This is a genomic window from Paraburkholderia sp. BR14374 (assembly GCF_040948685.1).
GTDB lineage: Bacteria > Pseudomonadota > Gammaproteobacteria > Burkholderiales > Burkholderiaceae > Paraburkholderia > Paraburkholderia youngii.
The window spans coordinates 349960-375788 of record NZ_JBFPKF010000008.1; the positions used below are offsets into that span (position 1 = coordinate 349960).

The 25829-nt window shown below is 63.2% G+C and carries 24 protein-coding genes and 1 pseudogene; 10 read left to right on the plus strand and 15 right to left on the minus strand.

The window, feature by feature from the left end; genetic code table 11:
• Nucleotides 1–36: 36 nt before the first annotated feature.
• The 8 genes from AB3X86_RS21280 to AB3X86_RS21315 all read right to left on the minus strand — a co-directional run bounded on the left by AB3X86_RS21280 (nt 37) and on the right by AB3X86_RS21315 (nt 9216).
• The gene (locus AB3X86_RS21280; RefSeq protein ID WP_368597507.1) at nt 37–690 is read right to left on the minus strand and encodes an RraA family protein; all 654 of its coding nucleotides are present in this window, start codon (nt 688–690) and stop codon (nt 37–39) included.
• A gap of 76 nt (nt 691–766) precedes the next feature.
• The gene (locus AB3X86_RS21285) at nt 767–1765 is read right to left on the minus strand and encodes a protocatechuate 3,4-dioxygenase (RefSeq protein ID WP_368597508.1); all 999 of its coding nucleotides are present in this window, start codon (nt 1763–1765) and stop codon (nt 767–769) included.
• 38 nt (nt 1766–1803) lie between these two features.
• Nucleotides 1804–3033 carry a CaiB/BaiF CoA transferase family protein gene (locus AB3X86_RS21290; protein ID WP_368597509.1) on the minus strand — a complete coding sequence of 410 codons (1230 nt, stop codon included), beginning with the start codon at nt 3031–3033 and terminating at the stop codon, nt 1804–1806.
• 25 nt (nt 3034–3058) lie between these two features.
• Nucleotides 3059–3520, minus strand: coding sequence for a Zn-ribbon domain-containing OB-fold protein (locus AB3X86_RS21295; RefSeq protein ID WP_368597510.1), 462 nt, complete (start codon nt 3518–3520; stop codon nt 3059–3061).
• A gap of 2 nt (nt 3521–3522) precedes the next feature.
• Entirely contained in the window at nt 3523–4686 is a 1164-nt protein-coding gene (locus AB3X86_RS21300; RefSeq protein WP_368597511.1) for a thiolase domain-containing protein, read from the minus strand.
• Nucleotides 4683–5828, minus strand: a complete 1146-nt coding sequence (locus AB3X86_RS21305; protein ID WP_368597512.1) for an acyl-CoA dehydrogenase family protein — start codon at nt 5826–5828, stop codon at nt 4683–4685. The genes AB3X86_RS21300 and AB3X86_RS21305 overlap by 4 nt, the downstream gene beginning before the upstream one ends.
• Before the next feature lie 14 nt (nt 5829–5842).
• Nucleotides 5843–7036 carry an acyl-CoA dehydrogenase family protein gene (locus AB3X86_RS21310; protein ID WP_368597513.1) on the minus strand — a complete coding sequence of 398 codons (1194 nt, stop codon included), beginning with the start codon at nt 7034–7036 and terminating at the stop codon, nt 5843–5845.
• Between the two features lie 26 nt (nt 7037–7062).
• Nucleotides 7063–9216: an acetate--CoA ligase family protein gene (locus AB3X86_RS21315; RefSeq protein ID WP_368597514.1), complete on the minus strand. Its 2154-nt coding sequence runs from the start codon at nt 9214–9216 to the stop codon at nt 7063–7065.
• A gap of 204 nt (nt 9217–9420) precedes the next feature.
• On the opposite strand from AB3X86_RS21315, the gene AB3X86_RS21320 reads away from it, so the two are divergent.
• From AB3X86_RS21320 to AB3X86_RS21350, 7 genes are all read left to right on the plus strand, one after another.
• Nucleotides 9421–10275: a GntR family transcriptional regulator gene (locus tag AB3X86_RS21320; RefSeq protein WP_368597515.1), complete on the plus strand. Its 855-nt coding sequence runs from the start codon at nt 9421–9423 to the stop codon at nt 10273–10275.
• Between the two features lie 36 nt (nt 10276–10311).
• Nucleotides 10312–10689, plus strand: coding sequence for a RidA family protein (locus AB3X86_RS21325; protein ID WP_368597516.1), 378 nt, complete (start codon nt 10312–10314; stop codon nt 10687–10689).
• Between the two features lie 75 nt (nt 10690–10764).
• Nucleotides 10765–11766 (plus strand): amidohydrolase family protein, encoded by a 1002-nt coding sequence (locus AB3X86_RS21330; protein ID WP_368597517.1) that lies wholly within the window; start codon nt 10765–10767, stop codon nt 11764–11766.
• Between the two features lie 33 nt (nt 11767–11799).
• On the plus strand, nt 11800–13038 hold the full coding sequence (locus AB3X86_RS21335) for an aromatic ring-hydroxylating dioxygenase subunit alpha (protein ID WP_176108463.1): 1239 nt from the start codon (nt 11800–11802) through the stop codon (nt 13036–13038).
• Between the two features lie 82 nt (nt 13039–13120).
• Entirely contained in the window at nt 13121–14104 is a 984-nt protein-coding gene (locus AB3X86_RS21340) for a 2Fe-2S iron-sulfur cluster-binding protein (protein WP_368597518.1), read from the plus strand.
• Between the two features lie 54 nt (nt 14105–14158).
• A complete protein-coding gene (locus AB3X86_RS21345) occupies nt 14159–14941 on the plus strand; it encodes a crotonase/enoyl-CoA hydratase family protein (RefSeq protein ID WP_368597519.1) in 783 nt (260 codons plus the stop codon).
• Between the two features lie 7 nt (nt 14942–14948).
• Complete coding sequence (locus AB3X86_RS21350; protein WP_368597520.1) at nt 14949–16274, plus strand: 3-hydroxyacyl-CoA dehydrogenase NAD-binding domain-containing protein; 1326 nt, start codon at nt 14949–14951, stop codon at nt 16272–16274.
• A gap of 270 nt (nt 16275–16544) precedes the next feature.
• Here AB3X86_RS21350 and AB3X86_RS21355 read toward each other — a convergent pair whose 3' ends face one another.
• From AB3X86_RS21355 to AB3X86_RS21375, 5 genes are all read right to left on the minus strand, one after another.
• A complete protein-coding gene (locus tag AB3X86_RS21355; RefSeq protein WP_368597521.1) occupies nt 16545–17705 on the minus strand; it encodes a porin in 1161 nt (386 codons plus the stop codon).
• Nucleotides 17706–18210: 505 nt separating this feature from the next.
• Nucleotides 18211–18933: a GntR family transcriptional regulator gene (locus tag AB3X86_RS21360; protein ID WP_368597522.1), complete on the minus strand. Its 723-nt coding sequence runs from the start codon at nt 18931–18933 to the stop codon at nt 18211–18213.
• A 152-nt stretch (nt 18934–19085) separates the two neighbouring features.
• Nucleotides 19086–20474, minus strand: coding sequence for a spinster family MFS transporter (locus tag AB3X86_RS21365; protein WP_368597523.1), 1389 nt, complete (start codon nt 20472–20474; stop codon nt 19086–19088).
• A 372-nt stretch (nt 20475–20846) separates the two neighbouring features.
• Entirely contained in the window at nt 20847–21521 is a 675-nt protein-coding gene (locus tag AB3X86_RS21370) for a response regulator (protein WP_368597524.1), read from the minus strand.
• 477 nt (nt 21522–21998) lie between these two features.
• Nucleotides 21999–22718, minus strand: a complete 720-nt coding sequence (locus AB3X86_RS21375) for a response regulator (RefSeq protein ID WP_368597525.1) — start codon at nt 22716–22718, stop codon at nt 21999–22001.
• A 466-nt stretch (nt 22719–23184) separates the two neighbouring features.
• Here AB3X86_RS21375 and AB3X86_RS21380 point away from each other — a divergent pair, with 466 nt between their 5' ends.
• The 3 genes and pseudogenes from AB3X86_RS21380 to AB3X86_RS21390 all read left to right on the plus strand — a co-directional run bounded on the left by AB3X86_RS21380 (nt 23185) and on the right by AB3X86_RS21390 (nt 24723).
• Nucleotides 23185–23871 (plus strand): NnrU family protein, encoded by a 687-nt coding sequence (locus tag AB3X86_RS21380; protein ID WP_184227125.1) that lies wholly within the window; start codon nt 23185–23187, stop codon nt 23869–23871.
• A 169-nt stretch (nt 23872–24040) separates the two neighbouring features.
• A pseudogene (locus tag AB3X86_RS21385) lies at nt 24041–24211 on the plus strand (SDR family oxidoreductase); the annotation flags it as partial.
• A gap of 47 nt (nt 24212–24258) precedes the next feature.
• Nucleotides 24259–24723 carry a RidA family protein gene (locus AB3X86_RS21390; RefSeq protein WP_368597526.1) on the plus strand — a complete coding sequence of 155 codons (465 nt, stop codon included), beginning with the start codon at nt 24259–24261 and terminating at the stop codon, nt 24721–24723.
• A 68-nt stretch (nt 24724–24791) separates the two neighbouring features.
• On the opposite strand, the gene AB3X86_RS21395 is transcribed toward AB3X86_RS21390, so the two are convergent.
• Nucleotides 24792–24992, minus strand: a complete 201-nt coding sequence (locus AB3X86_RS21395) for a copper chaperone (RefSeq protein ID WP_368597527.1) — start codon at nt 24990–24992, stop codon at nt 24792–24794.
• A gap of 175 nt (nt 24993–25167) precedes the next feature.
• Nucleotides 25168–25829 (minus strand): HlyD family efflux transporter periplasmic adaptor subunit (locus AB3X86_RS21400; RefSeq protein ID WP_368597528.1); only part of this gene is annotated, 662 nt, incomplete at its 5' end.

Here is a 25829-nt window from a genome sequence, read left to right on the forward strand (position 1 = left end):
ATTCCTGCGTATTTCCTGCGTTTGTCCGGATGCCGCTTACTTGAGCATATGCTCGTAGCTGCCGCCCATCACCTGCCCGACCGGCGTGCCGGCCAGAATCGCCTTGGCCATCGCGGCCTCCTTGTTGACGATCATTTCGGCAACTTCCAACACGGCTCCGATGTCGGCTGCGCGAATGAAAATCGCGGCGCTGTTGTCCGCCACGACGTAGTCGCCGGCTTCCACGCGAACGTCACCGATCTGCACCGGAATATTCGTGCCCTTCTCGACCACGCGGCCGCGCGCGGTGCGAGCCGTCGTCGAGCGGCTGAACACGGGCAGTTCGTAGGCCACGGCTTCGTCGATGTCGCGCACCGGGCCGTCCGCGACCACGCCGGCCACGCCGCGCACCTTCGCCGCGAGCGACAGCAGGCCTCCCCAGCAACCGGCTTCCACGCCGCTACTCTGCTCAATGACGATCACGTTCTCGCCGTCGGCCTGTTCGACAGCCGTGCAACCAAGGTGCACCGGCGGCCCCGGGGGCGCTTCGCCCGTGCCAAGCTTGACGGTGATCGCGCGGCCCGCGACGCGGCCCGCACCGGCGCGTTGCGGCAAACCGCTCACCGCGCCGCTCAGCTTGAGTTTGTCGAGCGCGTCCGAGACGGCGCAGCAATCGAGCCGGCGCAGGCGCAGTACGTTTTGGTCAGCCATGATGTGTTGTACTTTCCTGAAAGAAACTTGAAGTGCCATGCGAGCGCCCCGTCCTGAATGGCCAGGGCTGTCGCGTTCAGTCGAGCGTATGCCAGGCAGCGAAAGCGAGGCCCGTGCCGGTCAGGGCGGCCGTGCGGTAACCGGGCACGTAGCGGACCCATTCGAGCTCGAGTGACTTCAGTGCCTCTACGCCGATGATCCAGTTACGGATCTCCGAGCTGCCAGCCTGCAGCTTCTTCGGATCCAGCGCGGCCAGCCATTCACTGTCCTTGCGGCGGATTGCATCGATGATGCCGGTGTCGAGGTCCTCGTCCACGACGAAGTGCGACAGGCCGCCGGAAGCCAGCACGCCCACTCGCAGGTCTTCCGGATAGGCTTCGATCAGCTCGCGCAGCGCCCGGCCGAGCTGGATGCAGCGGCGCGGCGTGGGCTGGTTCGGCGGATCGAACGTGTTGATGATCACCGGAATCACTGGCAGGTCGAGACCCTGCAAATAGCGGCGGTGAATGAATGAGAACGCATGGCCCTCGTACTGGTCGCGCTCGAGACCATCCATCGCCGCGATGTCGAAATCGCGGTCGCACAGTTCGCGGATCAGCCAGCGCGCCATGTCGGCCTTGACGGGGTAGTGCACGTCGGCATCGGGCTCCTGGCGCATCGTGCGAGCGCGCGCATACCAGTTCGCGTTCGGGCTCACCTCGCGCTTCGCGTTGCGGATCGTCTCGCCATAGTAGATCGCGAATGCCGGGTTGTTCGTCGTGCGAAACAGCTCGGTCTGGTCGTCGCCGACCACGAGCAACACGTCGAGTTTCGCCGCGCGGATACGATCGCGCACTTCGTCCATGGCGGCTTCGGCCTGATCGTAGCGCTCGCCCATCCTCTCGGCCGACACCATCGCCTCGGAATCCGTCGGGGCGATCTCGAGCAAGGCTTCATAAGTCGTGTGGTTGCCGAGGCGATCGAAGTAATGCGGATTCTTCGGATCGACCTGCTTGAAACCATGCTGCCAGTCTTCGCGCTGGCAAACCAGCATGATGCTGTGCGATGAACCGAATCCGGCGACCAGTCGTGCCATTTCGTCTCCCTTTCTTCAATACCTGCCGTGAGCGTGCGTCAGATCACGAAGGCCGAGCGCCACTGCTCTATCTGTTGATCGTCGTAGCCAAGCTCGTTCAGGATCGCCTGCGTGTGCTCGCCCTGCTCTGGGGCGAGGCGCGGCGTCTGCGCGCGCGGGTAGCGCGACAGACGGAACGGCGTGCCGACGAACGACACTTCGCCCTTGCCCGGCACATCGGCCGGCCACGCGACGCCCAGATGCTTGACCTGCGGATCGTCGAATACTTCGTTGACCTTGTAGATCGGGCCGCACGGCACGCCGACCTTGATCAGCAGCTCGGTCCACTCCCGCGTGGTGCGCGTGAGGAACACATCGCCGACCGCCTTGTTGACCGCATCGCGGTTCTCCACGCGGGCAGGATCCGATTCGTAGCCAGGCTGGCCGACCAGCTGCTGCAAGCCGAGCGCCTCGCACAGGCGCCCGAACATCGCATTGCCGATCGCGGCCAGGTTCAGGAAGCCATCGCTGGTCGGGAACACCCCGGTCGGCACCGTGAGCGGATGCTCGTTGCCGACCTGCTGCGGCACCTTTTTGTCCACCAGCCACTGCGCGGCCTGGAAGTCGAGCATCGCGATCTGTGCTTCGAGCAGCGAGGTCTGCACCCACTGGCCCTCGCCCGAAGCTTCGCGCTCGAGCAACGCGGTCATGATCGCCTGCGCGCAGAAGTGCCCCGAGCACAGGTCTGCAATCGGGATGCCGACGCGCATCGGACCTTCGCCCGGCTTGCCGGTGAGGCTCATCAAGCCGCCCATGCCCTGTGCGATCGAGTCGAAGCCGGGCCACTTCGCATACGGGCCATCCTGACCGAAGCCCGAAATGCTTGCATAGACGAGGCGCGGATTGATGGCGCGCAGCGTTTCGTAGCCGATGCCGAGGCGATCCTTGACGTCGGGGCGGAAGTTCTCGATGAAGACGTCCGCACGCTTGACCAGCTCGCGAAGAATCCCGAGGCCGGCCGGGTCCTTCATGTTCAGCGTCAGGCTTTCCTTGTTGCGGTGCAGATTCTCGTAGTCGGCGCGGTTATGGTCACGCCCGCCGATCATGTCGTCGCCGCCCGGCGCGCCTCGCGGAATCTCCAGCTTGATCACGCGCGCACCCATGTCCGCGAACACGCGCACGGCCGTGGGGCCCGCGCGTACGCGCGAGGCGTCGATGATCGTGAAACGCGACAGCGGACCTTTGTGCGGATCGTGGCGGCCGTGCTGTTCCTTGAAATCGGCTGACATGCCGTGTCTCCTCTCTGGATTTCGTTCAGGCCGGCGTGAACATCGGCACTGGATATTCGCCTTCGCTCGGCTTGAAGACGAGCTTCACGCGCTGGCCAACCGAGAGCGCCGCGGGATCGCAGTCGACCAGATTGGTCAGCATCGTCACGCCTTCGTCGAGCGTCACGTAGGCGAGCGTGTAGCGCGCCTCGTCCTTGCCCATCGTGCTGAACGAATAGACCGCGCCCAGCCCCTTCGTATCGAACCATTCGGTGTTCGAGCTCATGCAGTGCGGGCAGATGTCGCGCGGGTAGTAATGCGTTTCACCGCAGTCCTGGCAGCGCTTGATAAGCAGGCGCCCTTCCTTCGCGGCGACCCAGAACGGCATGGCCTCGGGTAGCACGCTCGGCGCGTGGATGCGGCGCGGGCCAGCGGGCTTCGCGGCGGGTCTGGCAGCAGGCGCCGCGCCCTGAGCCGGTGTGCCGGTGGTCGATTGGGTTGTGCTCATGATTACTCCCGTTCCATGATCAGCGTGCCCGCGGTGTGACGCGACGCCAGCGCGCCGCCGATACCGTTCGCGAGCGCGATATCGCAATCTTTGACCTGCACGGCCGGATGGGCCTCGCCACGCAGTTGGCGCACGGCCTCGATCACCTTCGTGACGCCACCGCGGTTCGCGGGATGGTTGTTGCACAGACCACCACCATCGGTGTTGAACGGCAGCTTGCCGACGCCCGAAATCAGGTTGCCGTCCATCACGAACTTGCCGCCCTCCCCCTTCTTGCAAAAGCCGAGGTCTTCGAGCTGCATGAGCACCGTGATCGTGAAGCTGTCGTACAGCGACGCGTACTTGATGTCCTCCGGCGTGAGGCCAGCCTCGGCGAACGCGGCCGCGCCCGACAACTTCGCCGCCGACCAGCTCAGGTCGATCTTGCCGCCGGCCGCGTGCTTGGGTGCCTCGCCCGTGCCCCGCACCTTGACGAGCGGACGTTTGAGCTTCTTCGCGATCTCCGGACGCGCGACGATCAACGCACCGCCGCCGTCGCTCATCACGCAGCAGTCCAGTCGATGCAGCGGATCGGACACCACCGGCGAATTGACGACGTCCTCGACGGTCACGACATTGCGCAGCATCGCGTTCGGGTTGTGCTGCGCGTGGTGCGAGGCCGCCACTTTGATCCATGCGAGTTGTTCGCTCGTGGTGCCGAATTCGTACATGTGACGCTTCGCGACCATGCCGTACAGGTTCTGCGTAGCCGGCCCGAACGGCAGCTCGAACTGCACTTCCGGCGCGTCCGGGTCCGGCGCCTTCAGCGACAGCGCGGCGCCTGCTGCGCGCGGACGGCCCGCTAGCGTGATCAGCGCCACGTTGCAACGGCCGGCCTTGATCGCTTCGGCCGCGTGCGCGACGTGAAGGATCGGCGCAGAGCCGCCGCATTCGGTCGAATCGACGTGGCGAAGCTTGAGGCCGAGGTATTCGGCGACTGTCGTGGTGCCGAGGCCAGGCGCGTCACCGGCGCAGAAGTAGCCGTCAATGTCGTCCTTGGTCAGGCCCGCGTCGTCGAGTGCGCCCTTCGCCACATCGGCGTGCAGGCGCAGCACCGACAGTTCGTCGGCCTTGCGCGTCGGGTGCTCGTAAGCCCCGACGATATAAGCTGCTCCGTTCAGGCTCATGCTTCCCCCTGGGCAAGACGCTGCGACGTGAAGCGCTGCAGATGCCAGCTCGCGTCGCCATAGGTCATGTTGATCGCGAACATGCGCTTCGCGTAGTGGCCGACGCGGCACTCTTCGGTCATGCCCATGCCACCGTGCAGCTGGATGCCCCATTCGCCCGCTGTTCGGCATGCGTCGCCGACATAGGCCTTCGCCGCCGACACGAAACGGCGGCGCCGGTCAGGATCGTTCCCATCCACGGCCAGCGCGGCGGCGCAGGCCATCGACTTGCTCTGTTCGAGCGAGATCAGCATGTCCGCCACCCGGTGTTGAAGCGCCTGGAACTTCGCGAGTGGCGCGCCGAACTGTGTGCGTGTGCTCAGGTGTTCGGACGTGTGTTCGAGCAGTGCTTCGAGCACGCCGACCGACTCCGCCACCAGCGCGGCGTTCGCGCGGTCGAGGGCCGCTTCGATCAGGTCGTGGGCCGCACCGGGCGAACCGATCAGATCGGCCTTGGTCACCGACACATTGGCGAACGTGACGTGCGCGGCTTCACGTGCGTCGATTGTCTCGAAGTTGCGCAGGCTGATGCCGGGCGCCTTCGCGTCCACGAGGAACAGAGTCAGGCCTTGCCTGTCGCCGCGCTGGCCCGAGGTACGCACGGCCACCACGAAGGCGCCAGCGATTGCGGCGTCGAACACAATGGTCTTCGTGCCGTTGATCTTCCAGCCGTCGCCAGTTTCGGTTGCTGGCACCGCCAGACGCGCGACGTCGTAACGCGACTCGGCCTCGCTAACGGCGAACGCCAGCACCTCTTCGCCTCTTGCCACGGCTTCGAGCCATGTGACCTTCTGTTCGTCGCTGCCGGCCGAGCCGATCAGCGTGGCAGCCGGCAGCCCGCTCGCTAACCAGCCCGCTCCGCCGAGCGCGCGGCCCAACTGCTGCGCGACCAGCATCGTTTCCACCGCACCGTAACCGCTGCCGCCGTGATCGGCGTCGATCACGAGGCCGGTCACGCCCATCTCGGCCAGCCCACGGCGACGCCTGGCGGCAAGTTCGCGGTCCTCGGCGTTGCCACGCAGATGCGCGGGATATTCGCCATCGCAGAAGCGGCGCACGGCGTCTTGCAGCGTGACGTGATCTTCAGTCAGAGAAAAATCCATGTTCGTATTCCGCCTCAAGCATTGAAGAACGCGCGGCTAATCAGATTGCGCTGCACTTCGTTGGTCCCGCCGTAGATCGACGCTTTGCGAGCGTCGAAGTAGTTCGCCGCGACCGCGATCAGTTCGTCCGGGCTCGGGCCGTCGTAGCCGGCTGCATCGAGCATGGCCTGCTCGTCGAACGGCACTGCAAAAGGACCGGCGATTTCTGTCAGGAGTGCGTAGATGCCCTGGCGCAGCTCCGTGCCGCGAACCTTGAGCATCGGCGCCTCAACCGTAGGCACGCGGCTCGACTGATTCGCGCTCAGCATGCGCAGGCCCGTGAATTCGAGCGCCATCAGCTCGACTTCGAAACGGCTGATGCGCGACTGGAGCAGCGGATCGTCTTCGAGGCCCATCCGCTTCGCGAGATACCTGGCTCGGGCCAGCTGCTGCTTGCACGAGCCGATGCCAGCGATACCAGTGCGCTCATGGCCGAGCAGAAACTTGCCGTAGGTCCATCCCTTGTTCAGTTCGCCGACGAGGTTTTCCTTTGGCACACGCACGTTGTCGAGATAGACCTCGTTGAGGTCGGTACCGCCGTCGAGCATCTTGATCGGGCGAACCTGGACGCCCGGCGCATGCATGTCGATCAGCAGAAACGAGATGCCTTCCTGGGGCTTCGCGCTCGGATCGGTCCGCACGAGCGCGAACATCATGTCGCACCAGTGAGCGTACGAGGTCCAGACCTTGTGGCCGTTGACGATGAAGTGCTCGCCTTCATCGTCCGTGGCAAGCACGGCCGTGGTGCGCACCGCCGCGAGGTCCGAGCCCGCGCCCGGCTCCGAGAAGCCCTGCGCCCACCAGGTTTCGCTGCGCAGGATCTTCGGGATGTACTTCGCTTTTTGCTCGGGTGTGCCAAATTCGTTGAGCACCGGGCCGAGCATGTTGATGCCGCTCGCCACGATCCGAGGCGCGCCGCCCAGCAGCGTTTCCTCGTCGAAGATGTAACGCTGCACGTGCGTCCAGCCCGGTCCACCATGTTCTTTCTTCCACGAGGGCGCGATCCAGCCCTTCTCGTACAGCAACGTGTACCACTCGACATAATCCTCGCGCTCGATGCGCAGGCCGAGCTCGGCTTTGCGCCTCAGACGCGGTGACAGATTGTTCTTCACGAACTCGCGCACTTCGCTGCGAAATGCCTCGTCCTCGGCGGAGAATTCCAGTTTCATTCGATGTGTCTCCTCAGATCCAAGGCTCAATGATGGGTCGAGCCGCCCTGAGCGCCGCAGACGACGAGCGCGTCGAGCGCGAGCACACGGTCCGGGTAGGCCACCAGCGGGTTGACGTCGATTTCGGTGATTTCGGGGTTCGCGCGCATCTGGTCGGCAATCGCCGCCACGGCCTTCGCGACTGCACGCACGTCGACGCCTGCTGCGCCGCGCACGCCTTCGAGCATCGCGGCACCCTTCAGTCGGCCCAGCTCGACCACGATGTCGTCTTCCGACATATCGGCCGGCACGAGGCGCACGTCCTTGAGCACCTCAATGAAAATACCGCCGAGGCCCACGAGCACGACCGGCCCCCAGTCCGCGTCGCGTTTCGCACCCACGACCAGTTCCAGACCGCGTGGGCCCATCGCTTCGACAAGCGCGCCGTCGAGCACGAGTTCCGGGCGATGCGACTTCACGCTCGTATGCAGCTTGTCCCAGCCGGCGCGCAGCGCGGTGGCATCAGCGAGGCCGACCACCACGCCACCGACGTCGCTCTTGTGCGGCAGTTCGCTTGCCTGGGCCTTCAGCACGACCGGGTAGCCGATTTCATCGGCGATCTTGAGCGCTTCATCGAGCGACTTCGCGAGACCTCCCTTCGGCACCGGCAGACCGGCCGCGGCAAGCCAGCCCTTGCCCTGGTATTCGGCGAAGATGCCGTTCGGCGGCACAGCCCCCGGCAGCGGGATCACCTTCGGCGCTTCGGTCCTGGCACGCTCGGCGCGCGCTAGCGACTCACCATACGAAGCCACGCGAGCGCAAGCACGCAGGGCACGATCCGGTGAGCGGAAGAACGGTACGCCGCTCGCGGCGATCGCTTCCGTGAAGAATTCTTCAAGCTGGTTGTTATCGCCCATTACCGCGAGCACGGCGGGCTTCGTTGCCCGCGCCAGCGCCGGCACGAGGTAATCGGCCTTGTCGCGCTGAGCGATCGACGGACCGCCCATGATGGCGAGCACGAGCGAACCGATGTTCGGATCGGTCAGCACCGTGTCGATCAGTTCGCCTATCAGGCCCGGGTTGCGTACGCCGATCGTCGTGTAATCGAGCGGGTTGTCGGCGACGGCGTAGTCGGGGAGCAGTTCAGTCAGCTTCCTGACGGTCGCGTCGGTCAGGCGCGGCAGCGTCAGGCCGATGTCCTCGGCGAAATCGAGCGTGATGTTCTTGACCGCGCCCGAGGCCGTCATCACGGCCGTACCGGCCGCCGGGGGCACCGGGAAGCGGGCCAGGATCGTCGTCGCATCGAACAGTTCGTCGAGCGAATCGACGACCACCACGCCTTCGCGCTGCAGCAGGACACTCGCCGTCGCGTGATCGCCTGCCAGTGCGCCTGTGTGAGACTGCGCCGCCTCACGGGCGCGGGCGCTCTTGCCCGGCATCAGCATCACGATCGGCTTGCCTGCGGCGCGTGCTTCGCGGGCGAGCAGCAGAAAGGTCTGCGGACGACGGATCTGCTCGGCGTAGACCGCGATTGCGCTCGTCTGCGGATCGGCGATGAACCAGGCCAGGTAGTCTTCGATACCGAGGCTGGCTTCGTTACCGGTCGAAACGGTTGCCGTCATCGGTTGGCCGCGGCCGATGAACGCGTCGCGCAGGTTCGCGGCCATCGCGCCGCTCTGCGCCACCACGCCCACGCCACGGCGGCCGCCGCTCGGGTACGGCGCCACGGCTTCGAAGGTCACCGGCACGCCGGCCTCGAAGTTCGTGAAGCCCATGCAGTTCGGGCCGATCAGCACTACGCCGCCTTCGGCTGCCACACGCGCCAGCTCTTCCTGCTTCGCGCGGCCTTCGTCGCCCGCCTCGGCATAACCCGACGCAAAGATCACGGCAGCGCCGGCCTTTAGCGTGCCGAGCGTGCGCACCGTGTCGAGCACGCCCGACTCCGGAATGCACAGCACGGCCAGATCGATACCTTGCGGCAGCGCCTCGACGCTGCTGACACAGGCGCGACCGTTGATTTTCTGGCTGCTGCGCGACACGAGATGGATATCGCCCGCATAGCTGAAGCGCTCGAGGTTCTGCAACACGAAATGACCGAAGGCGCGCGAATCGGCGGATGCACCGACGATCGCGATCGACTTCGGCTTGAGCACACGCTCGACAGGGTGCACGCCTGCGACATCTATAAGGCTCTTGCTCATCTGATCTGACCTGTGATGTTGAATGAATGCGGATCTGGCATACCAGAATCGGCTGTGATGCGGCGCATTCTGGCATACCAGAGCCACCTTCTCAATACACCAGTCACTCAAAACCCACCCTGGTACTTTCCCTAGGCGGCGGCGGAATGCGTCCACCGGATCGACGCATCCAATTGAAACATAGGGACTTTATGGCCAGCACCGATGATTGCCAAGGGACGACTGGGATACGCCGGGGCAAACACCGTGTTGCATACCACAAACTTGTATTGGTATATTTCTCGCAATTTCCAACATACCGAGCATCGCAACTCAATGAAACTTGCAGCAGACCCCACTCTTGAGCGTAGCGGCGCGGCGGGCGAAGCGCCCGAGCGGCCCGCCCGCGGTAGGGCCAGTCTCGCGAGCGATATTCGGGCGACCCTGCAGGCCGAAATCGAACAGGGCAAGCTCGCACCGGGCACGTTGGTCGACGAGCGTGCACTCGCGACGCGCTTCAATGTGTCGCGCACGCCGGTTCGCGAGGCGCTGCAACATTTGGCCGCGCGCGATCTGGTCGTGATCTCGCCGCGCCAGGGCATTACGGTGGCCCGCCTGTCGATTGGCAAGGTGCGCGCCATGCTCGAATACATCGGCGAGCTCGAGACACTGTGCGCGCGGTTCGCCGCGCGCCGTGCGAGTGACGAACTGCGCGAGCAACTGGATCATGCGCTTCTGGCATGCCAGCAAGCAGCCGTGGAAGACGACGCCGACCAGTACGCGATCGCCAACGCGCGGTTCCACGAGCTGATCTACGAAGGCAGCCGCAACCAGTACCTGGCCGAGCAGATCCGCACGGCGCGCCGCCGCTCGGCGCGCTATCGCATGTCCGACCTGCGCAGCCGCGGCCAGATCGCGCGTTCGCTGCAAGAGCACTTCGGCATCGCGCGTGCGATCCAGAGCGGCGACGAAACCAAAGCCGCCGAAGCCATGATGAAACACGTGCCGGCCGGCACCACCGGTTTCTCGGAGTTCCTCGCGGCGGTGCCGCGCCATTTCTTCGATTTGGGCGCGGACTGACACGCGCCCTCCCACACGACTAGACACGGAGGAGACATGCCCCAATCCATCGACGTTCCCGGCCTCGCGCACAAGGTGCCGATCCCGCTCGGTGCGCGCGCCGGCAACCTGCTGTGCTCGTCGGCGATTGCGGGCAAGGATCCTGGCACCGGCAAGCTCGCCGAGACGCCGGCCGATCAGGTTCGCCTCGCCTTCGAAAACCTCAAGCGCTTCCTCGACGCGGGCGGCGCCACGCTGGACCAGGTGGTGAAGCTCGCCGTCTACGTCAAGGACGACTCGGTGCGCGCACACATCGACCCGCACTGGTTGGCCTTCTGGCCCGATGCCGCGCATCGCCCGGCACGCCACGTGACCGTGCACGACCTTCAGCACGGCATGGTCATCCAGCTCGAAACCCTTGCGGTAGTCGCTTGAGCGCTACAAAAGCGCGCCGTACCCAAGTCATCGCAGTCTTTTGCTGAACACTCCGAACCCAACTGAGGCTCATCCATGATCATCGATTCCCACGCCCACGTCGTCATGCCCCCGCAAAGTTTCCGTCACATGGCCGAACTGGTCGGTGGACGCGCGAACCCGTCGAGCGCGCCGAACATCCCCGACGAGGCCGTGCGCAAGCAGGCCGAGGAACTCGTGCGCAGCATGGATTCGGTCGGCACCGACATCCAGTTCATTTCGCCGCGCCCCTACCTGCAGATGCACTCAATCAAGCCCGCGCGGGTGACGCAGCTGTGGACGCGCCACTGCAACGACCTGATCAAGCGTTTCGTCGACATGTTCCCTGACCGCTTCCGTGGCGTGGCCGGCCTGCCGCAGTCCATGAACGACTCGCCGGCGGAGCATTGCGTGGCCGAGCTCAAGCGCTGTGTGAACGAACTCGGCTTCGTCGGCACGCTGCTGAACCCGGACCCGACCGAAGGCCACGGCCCGGCGCCGGCCGGTCTCGGCGATCCGTTCTGGTACCCCCTCTATGACGCGATGACCGAACTCGACGTGCCGGCGCTGATCCACTCCGCAGGCAGCTGCAACCCGCGCGAGTCGTACACGCTGAAGTTCATCAACGAAGAGAACATCGCCGTGATCTCGCTGCTCGAATCGACGGTGTTCGAGAAGTATCCGAACCTGAAGATCATCGTCGCGCACGGCGGCGGCGCGATCCCCTACCAGATGGGCCGCTTCCGTTCGTGGGCCGCGCGCCGCAACAGCCCGCAAACCTTCGACGAGCAGCTCAGGAAGCTCTACTTCGACACCTGCAACTACTCGAAGGATTCGATCGAACTGCTGCTGAAGGTCGCCGGCACCGACAACGTGATGTTCGGCACCGAAAAACCGGGCACGGGCAGCGCGCGCGATCCGATCTCGGGCCGTGACTACGACGACATGAAGCCGGTGATCGAAAGCATCGAGTGGCTGACCGACGAGCAGCGCAAGAACATCTTCGAATGCAACTGCACGCGCGTCTACACGCGTGCCTTCCGCCACTACAAGGACTGACGCGCAAACCGCGAAGCCCGCAGAGGAGAGATCATGGCAATGACTCGTGAGGACAATGAGCTGCTGACGCGCGTCGAGAACGGCGCGCCGATGGGCGACATGATCCGCCAGCACTACTGGATTCCGGCCGTGCCGTCGGCGAAGCTCGAAGCCGACGGCGCACCGGTGCTGGTGCGCTTGCTCGGCACGAACTACGTGGCGTTCCGCGCGACTGACGGTCACGTCGGCGTGGTGGACGAACTGTGCCCGCACCGCCGCACGTCGCTGATGATGGCTCGCAACGAGGACAACGGCCTGCGCTGCATCTTCCACGGCTGGAAGATCGATGCGACCGGTGCCGTCGTCGAAGCACCGAACCAGGTCGGGGATCAGGCGCAGTTCTGCAAGCGCGTGAAGACCGGCCAGTACCGCGTTCAAGAGCGAGGCGGCCTCGTGTGGGTGTGGCTCGGCAAGGGCGACACGTCACCGGTGTTCCCCGAGCTGCCGTTCATGGATCTGCCGCCCGAACACCGCTCGGTGACGAGCGTCGAAGTGCCGACCAACTGGGTGCAGGCCGTCGAAGCCTCGATGGATTCGTCGCACGTCGGCGTACTGCACGAATCGACCACGCAGATCACCGCGGGCGGCGGAAACGAACGCATGCTCATGTCGAAGGCGCTCGCGCCGCGCTTCGAGTTCGAAGATCGTCCGTATGGTTATCGCTATGCCGCGCTGCGCGACATGCCTGACGAGAAGGTCTACGCACGCGTGAACAACTTCGTGATGCCGTGGTACGGCATCATCTGCCCGCCTGATGCGAAAGGCCCGACCACGGTGTTTTTCTCGACCCCGGTGGACGACGTGACGCACCGTGCCTGGTTCGTGCAGTACAACCCGCACCGCCCGCTCGGCATGACGATCATGTCGGCCACGCCGGACGTCTGGAATTTCCCGCCACTGCCGCCGGGCACGCGCGAGGAATCGTTCGGCCAGAACCGCGACCTCATGAAGCGCGGCCACGCGACGGGCTTCTACCAGCACCTCGGCACGGAAGACTTCGCGATGTTCCTCGGCCAGGGCGCGATCTACGACCGCACCCAGGAACAGCTGTGCTCGGCCGACGGCGCCGTGCTGCGCGTGCGCGCATTGCTGCTGAAGGCGGCGCGCGAGTTCATGGCCGGCAAGACGCCGACCCTCGCCGAGAGCCCGGAACTCGATTACTCGAAGGCCGTCTCGGTCGGCGGCGTGATTCAGGCCGGCGCCGATTGGCGCTCGCTTGCGGATTCGAAGTAGCACCGCGAAATAAAACCCTGCAGTAAAACCGCGCGGCGTTCCCGCGCGGTGAGATCGATGCAATATCCACGGAAAGACCACCATGCTCGCGCCCACTCTCAAACTGCGTGTCGCGTCAGTCAGCGCGCCGACCTCGCTGATCAAATCCCTCACGCTCGAAGCTGAGGACGACGCGCTGCTGCCCGGCTACGAGCCGGGCGCACACATTCAGGTTGAGATCCCTGCGGCCGATGGCGGCGTCGCGCAATGGCGCTCGTATTCGCTGATCAACACTGATCCGCAAGTCGATACGCGCGCGGGTGTGCGTGCCTACCGCGTCGGCGTCCGGCGCGAGGACGAAGGCCGCGGCGGTTCGCGCTTCATGCACACGCTGCAGGCGGGCGCCACACTCACGGTGCGCGCACCCGTCAACCACTTCCCGCTAGCCGCACCGCCCTCGGTCATCCTGATCGCGGGCGGCATCGGCATCACGCCGATGGCGGCTATGGCGGCGGAACTGAGCAGGCAGAACCGCGATTACTCGCTGCACTTCTCGGGCCGCACGCGCGATGCGCTGCCGTTCGTCGAAGAACTGCGTGCCGTCGCGGGCAAGCGCCTCGTGCTGCACGCCGACGACGACAACACGACGCGCCTGTCGATCGACGCGCTGCTCGACGGCGCCGAGGTCAACCAGCCGATCTACGTGTGCGGGCCGTCCGGCATGATCGACGCGGTGCTCGCGGCGGCACGCCAGCGCGGTTGGCACGAGTGCGACCTGCATTACGAACTGTTCAGCGAAGTTGCACCGCAGGACGGCGACAGGACGTTTGAAATCGAACTCAAGTCCTCGGGCAAGGTGCTGACCGTGCCCGCTGACAAGTCGGTGCTCGACACCCTGCTCGATAACGGCGTCGACGTCATGTACGACTGCCGTGCCGGTTACTGCGGTCTGTGCTCGACCCCTGTGGCGAGCGGCGACATCGAGCATCGCGACACCTACCTGTCCAATACGGACAAGGCGGGGGGGAAAGTCATGCAGGTGTGCGTGTCGCGCTGCAAGAGCGAACGGCTCGTGCTCGACCTATGACCTGTCGCCCGGTCATCCTGAACATCACCAGACAAACATCCAACGGAGCGCCGCATGAGCGAAAACCAGGTTACCTATGAACTCGACGGCGCTGTTGCGCTGATCGGGCTGAATCGTCCCGACAAGCGCAACGCGATCAACGAGGAAGTGATTGCGCAACTGCGTGATGCCGTCAACCGCGCCGGCGACGAAGCCATGTGCGGCGTGATCTACGGCCATGGCGGTAACTTCTCCGCTGGTCTCGACCTGCGCGAGGCGCTATCGCGCGCCACCGGCCAGACCGCCCCGCCGAAGAAGCGCCGCCGTCATTCGTGGCACGAAGTGTTCGACCTGATCGCGCGCGGCCCAATTCCGTTCGTCGCGGCGCTGCACGGCGCCGTGGTCGGCGGCGGTCTCGAACTGGCGACGGCGGCACACGTGCGCGTCGGCGACAACTCATGCTTCTTCGGGCTTCCCGAAGGCCAGCGCGGCATTTTCGTGGGCGGCGGCGGCACGGTGCGCATCCAGCGCGTGGTCGGCTATACCGTCATGGCCGACATGATGCTGACGGGCCGTCTGCTGACCGCCGAGGAAGGCCAGCGCGAGCACATCATCACCTATCTGACGCCGGTCGGTGGCGCACTCGACAAAGCCAGGGAAATCGCCGCAAAAATCGCGCAGAACGTGCCCGACACCAACTGGCGCATCACCAACCTGCTGCCGCGCGTGAACGATCTCTCGCATGAGGACGGCCTGTTCCTCGAGTACATGAGCTCGAACATGATGCGTTCTCCCGAAACCGCCGCACGTCTGCAGAGTTTCGTGGACGGAAACGCCAAACTCGTCAAGCCGGAGTAAAGCAACGATGAATGCACCCGCAGAACTCACGCCGCAGGAAGCTGCGGCACTGGCCCATGTGAAGGCCGCCGAAAAGCTCGCCGCGCAAATCCCGGTTGCCGCCGGTGTCAAGCCGCGCGATATCGGACGCGCAGCCGTGATCGGCGCGGGCACAATGGGCGGCGGTATCGCGATGGCGCTCGTGGCGGCCGGCATCCCGGTCACGCTGATCGACGCGAACGACGAAGGTCTGCAGCGCGGCCTCGCACGCATCAGCGACAACTATAACCAGAGCATCAAGCGCGGCAAGCTGGACGACGCCACGCGCGATGCCCGGCTCGCGCTGATCACGGGCTCGACCGCGATCGCCGACGTCAAGGACGCGGACATCGTCATCGAGGCCGTGTTCGAAGATCTCGGCCTCAAGCGAGGCATCTTCCGCGAACTCGATCGCCACGCGAAGACTGGCGCGATCCTCGCCACCAACACGTCGGGCCTCGACATCAACGAGATCGCGGCTGTCACGACGCGCGCGCAGGACGTGGTGGGCGCGCACTTCTTCAGCCCGGCGCACGTGATGCGTCTGCTCGAGGTCGTGCGCGCCGACAACACCTCCGACGAGGCGATCGTCACGCTGATGGCGCTCGGCCGCCGCATGGGTAAGGTGGCGGTGTACTCGCTCGTGTACCCCGGTTTCATCGGCAATGCGCTGTTCCGCAACTACAATCGCGAAGCCCACTTCCTCGTCGAAGACGGCGCGCTGCCGCACGAAGTCGATGCCGCGCTCAAGGATTTTGGCTATGCGATGGGTATTTTCGCGGTGCACGACATGGCCGGCAACGACGTCGGTTACCAGACGCGCAAGGCGCAGATGGCCACGCGTCCGAACGATCGCCGCTGGAACGACCTGATCATGAAACTGGTCGAGATGGGCCGCCTCGGACAGAAGAACGGCAAGGGCTGGTACCGCTATGAAGCGGGCGACCGCACGCCGCATCGCGACCCGGAGATCGAGCAGTACATTGTCGAGGAATCGGCACGCATGGGCATCACGCGCCGTTCGATCCAGAAGGAAGAGATCATCAAGCGCTGCATGTACGGCATGATCAACGAAGGCGCGAAGCTGCTTGAACAGGGTATCGCGCTGCGCGCGAGCGATATCGACGTCGTGTACGTGACAGGCTACGGCTTCCCAGCCAAGCTCGGCGGCCCGATGTACTACGCCGACCAGATCGGCCTCGCCAATGTCTATCAGGACATCAAGCGCCTGTACGAAGAGTACGGCTACTGGTGGAAGCCTGCGCCGCTGCTCGAAAAGCTCGCGGCCGGCAACGGCAGGTTTGCCGATCTCTGATCTCCGCCATCAAGCATGCTGCCCTTCACGCGGCAGCATGGCTCGAATAGAAAGGCCAGACCTCATGTGAATGAGTATCTGGCCTTCCTTTCTTCTCGAAGCACAACCCAGGTGTTTCGTTGTCGGCGCGAAAGCTCGCCCACATGCACAACGAGGCAAACGGGCGTGATCCGGTCTGCAGGACGAGCAAACGCCACGCATAAGCGTGGCATCCGAGGCACGGCATGCCGGGAAACCCCACGCATACCTGTACGGCTTGTTCCCGACCGGTCAGAACAGATGACGAATACCGACTTGCACGGCGAGCTGGTTGGCAGTGCTCGAACGCCCGTTCCCAAAGATTGCATTCGTACCGACGCTGGCGCCGTATGACATCGGCGTCGAGATCAGGAAGTTGTCAGCAAATTGGCGACCAGCAAATGCATGCTGCAGGGTGCCAAAGGCATACACGTCCGTACGCTTGGACAGGCGATAGTCGGCACCGAAGCTATACAGATTGAATTTGCCGAGCTGACGCTGATCCATATAGGTAAAACCAGCACCGAACGTCATAAACGGCGAAGCCTCATAGGTTAGGCCTGCTTCATAGCCGCTTGACACAACGGTGCCAAGCGTCCGGCTATTCGCACTCGTGTACGTGTAGACACCGTTCAAGGCGAAACGATCACCGAGACGCACTTGACCAGCCAACGCTGCCGTGTAAATCGCATCGGCCTGTAGGGCGTATTGCGCCATCGTACCTGCGCCCGGTCCACCAGTTGCACCGACGGCACCGCCTTGCGTGCGGGTAAAGCTTGCGGCCAACGAGTACGGCGCCTTCAACGAACCGGTCGGGCTGTACTTCAGGCCAGCACTGAATACGCTTGCTGCACCGTTGAACGTTCCGCCGAGACGTCCCGGCGTATTGCTGAAACCATACATCACGCCAGCACCGAAGCCATGCCAGATCGGCGTTTCATAGCGCACCATGTTGCTGACTGGCTCACCCGCCAGGCGGTCGACGTCATACGAACCGTGGAACGCATACGACGGAGCGAACTGGGCAACGTTCGTGTAGTACGAAATGTAATCGTAGATGAAGTCGTAGTCGTAACCGGCAATCAGTGTGCCGAACCTGTCGCTCGTCAGACCGACAAAAGCGCGGCGGCCGAACAGCGCGCCGCCGTGACTCGCCGTACCGGTATTCAGCGAAAAACCGTTCTCGAGCGTGAAGATTGCCTTCAGACCGCCGCCCAGGTCTTCAATGCCACGCAGACCCCAGCGCGACGCCTGATTGATGCCGTCGTCGAGCTTGAACTGCGAGCTGCCTTTTACGTTGTTCACGTAGGTCAGGCCATTGTCGATAATGCCGTACAGCGTGACGCTGCTTTGTGCATGCACCCCTACCGAAGCCAGCGCTGCAATCGCGCCTGCCAATAGTTTCTTCCTCATGTCCACGTCTCCACCTATCTCATTTTTTCAGGTCAAACGAAATTTGCTGGTCAGCTTCGCACCGGAACCCGAACCATCCCGGTTCCGGTGACCAAACCCCGCCCGCTACACTCGCCATCGACTTTAATATTCCACCGACCGATTCGTGGAATACTAATTACGATTTTGATGCATACCTGTTCCGGCGCGCAAGAATACAATTAGGATATCGACCTATCGTTTTCCCTCACCGGTCCTGCGAGCAGACCACGCGGCGCGCAACGGCTTGCCAGATTGGGCGTTGGAGGGGATAGCGGGAATGAAGGTGGGAACTGCAGAATTGGAAGGCGTAAATCGCGCGGCGCAGCGATGTATGCGCACAACAGCGTGTAGGTATACCTATTGCGGCCGTCAGTTCAGTTTGGCAGCCAAAAGAAATGCCCCCAGGGAGCTCAGCTCAAAAAAGGGGGCAACGAACGGCAAGGGAGCGGGACTCGACCATCCCGGAAGACGCCGATACGGCGCATCAACGATCGTCGTAAGGCGGTTCCGTTGAGGAAGAACCACCGTCACGCCCAGGCGTGGGCGCACTCGCGAAGTACTCTTCCGGCAAAGTGGCGAGGAACTCCGAAAAGCCCGGTGAGTGCTCGGCCATGGCGGCTTCGGCGGCGGCTTCGTCGCCGGAAAGCAACGCCTGAGCGAGCTTCTGGTGATCGGCGATGGCCTTCTCGCGGCGGCTCGGCGCGAGGAACGGCTTGGGCCGGTAACGCGAGATCAGGCGGCGGATGGAACGAATCTGATCAGCCAGATAATCGTTGTGGCAGGCGTTGCAGAGCACTTCGTGGAATGCCACATTGGCGCGGGCGAAAGCGCGCGGATCGTTATCCTGCAAGGCGGCGACGCCTTCGTCGATCGCCTTTTGGAGCGCCGCTCGCTGTTGGTCGTTCATTCGCCGCGCGGCGAGGCGGGCCGACACCACCTCAAGCTCGCTGAGCAGTTCAAGCACGTCACGCAGTTGCGGCACCGACATCTTGCTCACGAATACGCCCTGCCGCGGCACGATCTGTACATACCGCTGCGCGGCGAGCTGCTGAAGCGCCTCGCGGATCGGCGTGCGCGAGACATTGAAGCGCGTCGCCAGTGCTCGCTCGTCCAACGTTGCGCCCGGGACCAGCTCACCTCGCTCGATTTCCGCTTCGAGAAGGGCCTTGATTTCAACCGACCGGCTTATTTTTGGGATCTGGCTCATCAAACGAGAACTGAATAAAAGGTTTAGCAGAAAACATGAATTCCTATGATACCGCAGAGGTATACCAGATATGCATTTCCCGACTACCGATAATGGGAAACGGCGCCGTATTTGCATACGGCGCCGTCGGGACAATGCTCGCCGAACAGGTCTTACGAATTCTTCTTCAGATGACGCGTCGCACGGAGGTAATGGAAGGCGGACCAAATTAGCACCACGCTCGCCGTCAGCATCGCGTAGCGCACACCATTGGCCGACGCGTCATGACATGCCGATGCAAATGGACCCTGCAACACGGCCGCGGCACCATGCGGCCCTTTCGGCACGGTACACACCGCGTGGAAATCACCTTGCATGAACAGGTGCGATGCAAAACGATCACTGAGAAAACCCACCGTCGGCGTACCCAGGCCCTGACCGATCAGGTTCATCAGCAGGAACACAATGGCCGACGCGGTAGCACGCATGCGCGGCTCGACGATGCTCTGCACCACCGCGAAGGTCGGGCCGTTCCACACGTTCAGCAGGATCGTGCCCATGAACAGCAGCGCGACGCTCAGCTGCCACTGATCTGCGATGAAGGCTAGTGCCAGCAGCGGGAAACCAAGTCCCGTACCCAGCGCCGGGATTCGCGCATACCAGCGGCGATCGTTGACGCCGACCCGGTCCGCACACACGCCGCCGAGCGTAGTGCCGATGATGCCGCCGACGCCGAGCACCAGACCGAAAATCACGCCGGCCTGGGCAAAGCTCATGCTGTAGACGCGGATGAAATACATCGGGATGAACAGGTTGATACCGTACTGGCCAAACGCACCGATCACCGTGCCGAGCAGCATCTGCACGAAGGCGCGGCTCGAGGTCAGCCGCTTGAACACCACGCTCAGGGGCGGAGCACTGGCGCTGGTGCCGGCTGCGACACCATCGGCGCCGCCGCGCTTCGGCTCACGCAGTGTCAGCCATGCCAGCAGGCCAAACACGAGCCCGGGCAGGCCCACCACAAAGAACACTGGACGCCAGCCCAGATGCTCCACGAGCCAGCCGCCTCCGAACGCGCCGGCCAGCACGCCGATCGGCGGTCCCAGCGCATAGACGGCGAGCGCGCTCGCCCGGCGGCGCGGACCGAACTCGTCGGCGATCAGCGAGTGCGAGGTCGGCGTGCTGCCGGCTTCGCCGATTCCCACGCCGAGGCGATACAGCATCAGTTGCCAGAAGCTGCCTGCCGTGCCGCAAAGCGCGGTCATCGCCGACCAGGCGACGATCGAGACCGAGATCAGCACGACACGGTTGAATTTGTCAGCCAAACGCGCAATCGGAAGACCAAGCACCGAATAGAAAATCGAAAACGCGAGGCCGCCGAGCAGCCCGACCTGATAATCACTGAGGCCCATGTCCATCTTCACGGCCTGACCGACAACCGCGACGATGATGCGATCGACGAAGCTCGACGCATAGATCAGCACCAGGACCAGCAAAAACCATCCGCGATACCAGCTGCTGCTCGATCTCGTGCCCACATTCTGGGCGGTCAGTTCTTCCATATTGCGCGTCTCCACTGATTCGGGGCTCGGGCGGCCAGGCAAGTCAAGTCACCTACCCTCTATCGAAACCTTCTTGTATGCCACGATATGCCTCGTGGAATTTCAATTCGATTTTGATGCATAACTGGTGGTCGCGCAATCGGAACATGACCTTGAAGCGTCATCGTTTTCACCTAGCCCAACTTGCGAACGCGTTGCCTTTGGGCAGCCATCACAATGGACCACGCGCTACAGATTGTTTGCTGGTATGGAGCGCCCTAACCGGCAGTAGTCGCGCAGTCGAACATCGGGAGCGTCGCCAGGGAAGCCGGCACCCGGGCCACGCTCACGCTGATTCAGGCCTGAGGCCAAAAACTCACGCGTCGGGCTCTGCTACGAATTGGCCGGCTCCGCGGACGGCACCAAGCCGCTTTCCATTCCATAACGCACCAGGTCCGCGTCTCGCTCGATACTCAGTTTGAGCATTGCCGAGCTCTTTTGCGTACTGATAGTTTTTTTACTGCGACGCAAAAGCTCGCCAATTTCCGTCACAGTCATCCCGGAAACAAACAAGCGTACGACCTCCAGTTCACATCGCGTCAATGGGGCTCCGGCCGTGTTGCCGCGCGCACCCGGGTTGATCGTGTCTGAGATCGCCGCCACGCGCGGCGACAGATAGCGACCATTCGCGTAGGCGGCATGTACCGCGATCGTCAGGCTACTGATCGCATCAGCCTTGCTGAAAATACAGCAGTGGCCTCCCTGCATCAGCAACCGCACAACCGCCGGATTTTCCATCATGCTCAGTACAACCACCCGCACGTTCGGAGAGTGCTGGCGAATGGCAGCGAAAAGTGCCAGTCCGTCGCCATAACGTCCGCCGGGCATCACGTAGTCCGAGACGACCACGTCGCAAGGCGAGTTGGTCAGCGCGGCCATCAGTTCGGTCGAATTTTTCGCCGTGGCAACAACCGAGATCGTGCTGCTTCTTTCGAGTTCGTATCGCACGCCTTCGAGGATCACTGGATGATCGTCTGCGAGTATTACGCGAATTCTTGATGTGGTCATAGTCGACTTCCGTCGCAATGTAATTTGAGGCGTTAGAGACGCCATTAAAAGTGAGGGGCGGAATTCAAGTTGCATTTCCACGCTTCTCGTGTCGTGTCCTATTGACAACGAACGGGCAAGACTTTATCTACCCCGCATCGGATCAGTAATAGGCTTAGTCTTATAAGTGAGGAATATCAGAAAATAGGACAGGCGTACGTTCGCGGTCTTGAGCAGTCTGTGTGCGGTCGCGACAATGTTCCCGCGCAGTGACGGTGATTCAATCCAGATGTTTCGTACAATGCGTAGTTGTTCGTCCCGATGGCGCATGTAATGCGTGACGACGGACGCGCCTATGTCACTTCGAGAGCCAAGGACCTGCACTTGCCACACGTATGCGTTCTTCAGTGCGACTATCCGGTCAACGACGGAATGCAAGCATCCCGTCAGGGCTTTACCTTCTCAATGTTATTTGCAAGGGCGAATCGCTTCCTGCATTCATTCTGTGGAGGAAGAACCGTCCGGAATCTTCTGCGATGAAGTCACGAGCCCATTTTCCATCGCATACCGAAACAGATCGACTTCTCGTTCAATGCCGAGTTTTTCCATCGCCTTTGATTTCTGTGTGCTGATGGTTTTCTTGCTGCGACTCAATTTCTCGGCAATCTCGTTCACAGTCAGCCCGGATGCAAAAAGACGCACAACTTCGGACTCGCGCTGACTCAGCACGTCCGATGAGCCCCTGCCCCGACGGTTCCAGTCGATCGACTGGACGATCTGATTGATCGTTGGCGAATAGTATTTGCCGCCGCTATGGACGGCATGAACGGCGGGGATAAGGTGGGCGCCAGCATCGGATTTGCTGACGATGCACGTTACACCTTGTGTAACGAGCGCACGTATCACCGCCGGGTTGTCGAGCATGGTTAGAACGACGATCTTGATCTCGGGATAGCGACGTTTGATGAGAGAGAACAGCGCGATTCCGTCACCGTAGTCGCCCGCAGGCATTGCGTAATCGGATACCAGAACGTCGCACTGTGTGCTCGTTAGAAGCGCGATCAGCTCAGTCGAATTCCTCGCTGTCCCTACCAGCTGGATTGTCTTCACCTCTGCGAGCTCATGCGAAATACCGCTGAGCATGACGGGGTGGTCGTCGGCAAGGATGACCCGAATGGCGAACGCATCCATATTGTCAATATCGTCGAGATAGGACATTTGTATGATAGTCAGCGGCGGGATGTTTGCTCTGCGGGTTTACCTTCACGTTTTGCGATCGTTGGTTTCTTCACAGCCAAACACCTGAGGCGTTTAATTTATTGCGTGGAAGGTCGCCGCAGTCCATCCTCGTCATCGTTCACTCCCGTATTCGAGTCTAAATCTCCAGGGAGCGCGCTTCCCGGCGCCTCAACCAGCGACCTGCCGCGGTGGCCAGGCAGCGCTTGCTGAACATGATCTCTCTGCCTTGCAAAGTTGGCTTCGGCGATCGTTCGATCACCTACTCTCTTTAGCGAGTGGCCGCTCCCGTCCCGTCGACGGGCCGTGTAAAGGCTTGTGACCCCAGCCGGATGCCCGCGCGCGGCAATGGAACTCGCGAAACGCCCGCCGCGCTCATTGCGGCACACGAAGTAGTATTCTCCAGTGCACACGTTCGACCGATCATCTGACTCGAGGAGCCGAGCCCATGGAAAGCACACTTGTCGTGGCGGCATTCGCTTTTGTCGGTAGCCACTTTCTCCTGTCCCATCCGCTGCGGGCCGGTATGGTCCGGGCAATCGGCGAACGGGCTGCCATGGGCGTCTATTCGCTGATCGCGATACTGACGTTCGGCTGGATGGTCATGGCTTACGACCGGACGCCCGTCTCGGAGCCGCTATGGCCGGCAGGCAACGTGCTGTGGGCGATTGTGACCGTGGTCATGCTGATCGCATCGATCCTTCTGATGGGCTCGCTGATCCGCAACCCGGCGTTGCCCACCGTTGGCCGGCCCGCCGCTCTTCCCGACGCGGCGCACGGCGTGTATGCGGTGACACGTCACCCGATGATGTGGTCGTTCGCGCTTTGGGGGCTGTGCCATATCGCCGTGCTCCCGGTCACCCGGAACATCGTGCTTGCCGGGGCGATCATCATTCTCGCGCTGGTCGGTGCCGCGTTGCAGGACCGCAAGAAGCGGCGTCTGCAACCGGATCTGTGGCCCGCATGGGAGTCGCAGACGAGCTATCTGCCGTTCGCGGCGATCGCCGCCGGCCGCGCGCGGCTGGGCGGGTTCGGCATGCACGCGCTGATTGGCGGCGTGGTGTTCTGGCTCGTGGCGACCTGGGCGCATATCCCGCTCTCCGGCTGGCCCGCGGGCATCTGGCGCTGGCTCTAGCCGGCCGATTCCACGAGACTTTTTCTCGTCGCGCAAGACTCTTTGTCCACGGTGTGTGTTCGAATTCGCGGCGGATGCGCCTACAGTGCGCTGCATCGGGTCCATCGATTCGAACGGCCAGCAGGCCGAATCAATCACACTGTGAGACAAACCATGAGCACTTCCAGGGTCGCCCGGCATCATCAAGTCGCCGATGCACTCGACGCTCGCCGGGATGCATCCGGTCGGGCGCATGGGCGAGATGAGCGACATCGTCAACGCGATCCTCTATCACGACTCGGCACCGTTCCTGACCGGCGAAATCCTGCATGTGGACGGCGGCCAGAGCGCAGGCCAGTAAATGGTCTAGCGCCGCCCGTGCTCGCCACCACACTCAAGGAGCCCATCATGTCAGTCCAGCAGAAACTCGCGGAACTTGGTCTCGAACTGCCTGCTCCGCCGCAACCGCTGGGCAGCTATACGGCTGTCAGCGAAGCCGGCAACCTGCTCTTCATCTCCGGGCAGGTGCCGCTGTCCGCCGGCAAAATGATCTACACGGGCCGCGTCGGCGAGACCCTGACGCTCGAACAGGGCCGCAAGGCGGCCCAACTCGCTGCGCTCAACGCGCTCGCGCAGATATCGCAGCATCTCGGCGGCTTCGAGCGCCTGCATCACATCGTTCGCGTCGAGGGGCACGTCAGTTCCGCCGATGGCTTCTACGATCAGCCCGCCGTGATCGACGGAGCTTCGGATCTGTTCGCTGCCGTGCTGGGTGACAAGGCGGGACATGCGCGCTCGGCGTTCTCGCATAGCCAGGGGCCCGCCAACGCCGCTGTCGTGATCGTCGTCATTGCTGAGATCCTGCCCGCCTGACCGACGCGTGCGACGCGCGACGCATGCGCTGCTGCCCGCCGACCGCATCCGCGCGAGCGTCGTTCGTGTCACCACTCCTTGATGGCCACGTCGTAGTCCTCGTCGTAAAACGCGACCAGAAACTCTTCGGGCATCAGCCACGAGTCGACGCTCACGCTTTGCGTGCCCACGTCGACCGCGACTTTCGCGTCGGGGTCCACCGACTTCATTGCATGCTCGATCGTCGAAACATCGTCTGCGCGGATTTCGTTTTTCATCGAGAACTTCACGTTTCCCCTCCTCAGTGAGCAACGTTGGATACCGAACGGGACGATGCCCTTCCAGACATGGCGTGTCATCAACCAGCCGCTGACCTCGCACCGATCGCACCGTCGAATGACGATGGCGATACTAGCGCCGCCTGCCGTTTCCTGCTCTGTCGCGGAAAGCTCGCCCTGAATCGGATCAACCTGGGTTCGCGTTGCGCTGATGCGTCGCCACGCGCTGCGATTGCGATTGCGGTTGAGGTTGCGCCGCCATCGCGCGCGAGACCATTTCGTTTTGCTTGATGATCCTGTCGATCTCGGCGTCGGCCTGCGCATCGTACTGCGCGAAAACATCGGTGCTGTAGCGCGTGTTCCGCGCCGCGCCGAGCTGCGAACCGGATTCGTCGCGCGTGTCGGCATCGACCGTCATCGACAGGCCGATACGCAGCGGATGCGCGGCCAGCTCGGCCGGGTCGAGCGCGATGCGCACCGGCAGCCGCTGCACGATCTTGATCCAGTTGCCGGTGGCGTTCTGCGCCGGCAGCGTCGCGAACGCGCTGCCCGTGCCGGCCGAAAAGCCCTCGATACGCCCGTGATACCTCGCGCCTCTGCCGTAGACGTCCGAGCTCAGCGTGACCTGCTGGCCAACCCGCATGTGCTTGAGCTGCACTTCCTTGAAGTTCGCGTCGACCCACACGCCGTCGAGCGGCACGATCGCCATCAGCGGCGTGCCCGGCGCGACGCGCTGGCCGACCTGAACCCGGCGCTGCGCGACGTAGCCGGTCACCGGCGCTGGCAAGGTATCGCGCGCATAGGCGAGCCACGCGGTGCGCACTTTCGCGGCGGCGGCCTGCACGTCCG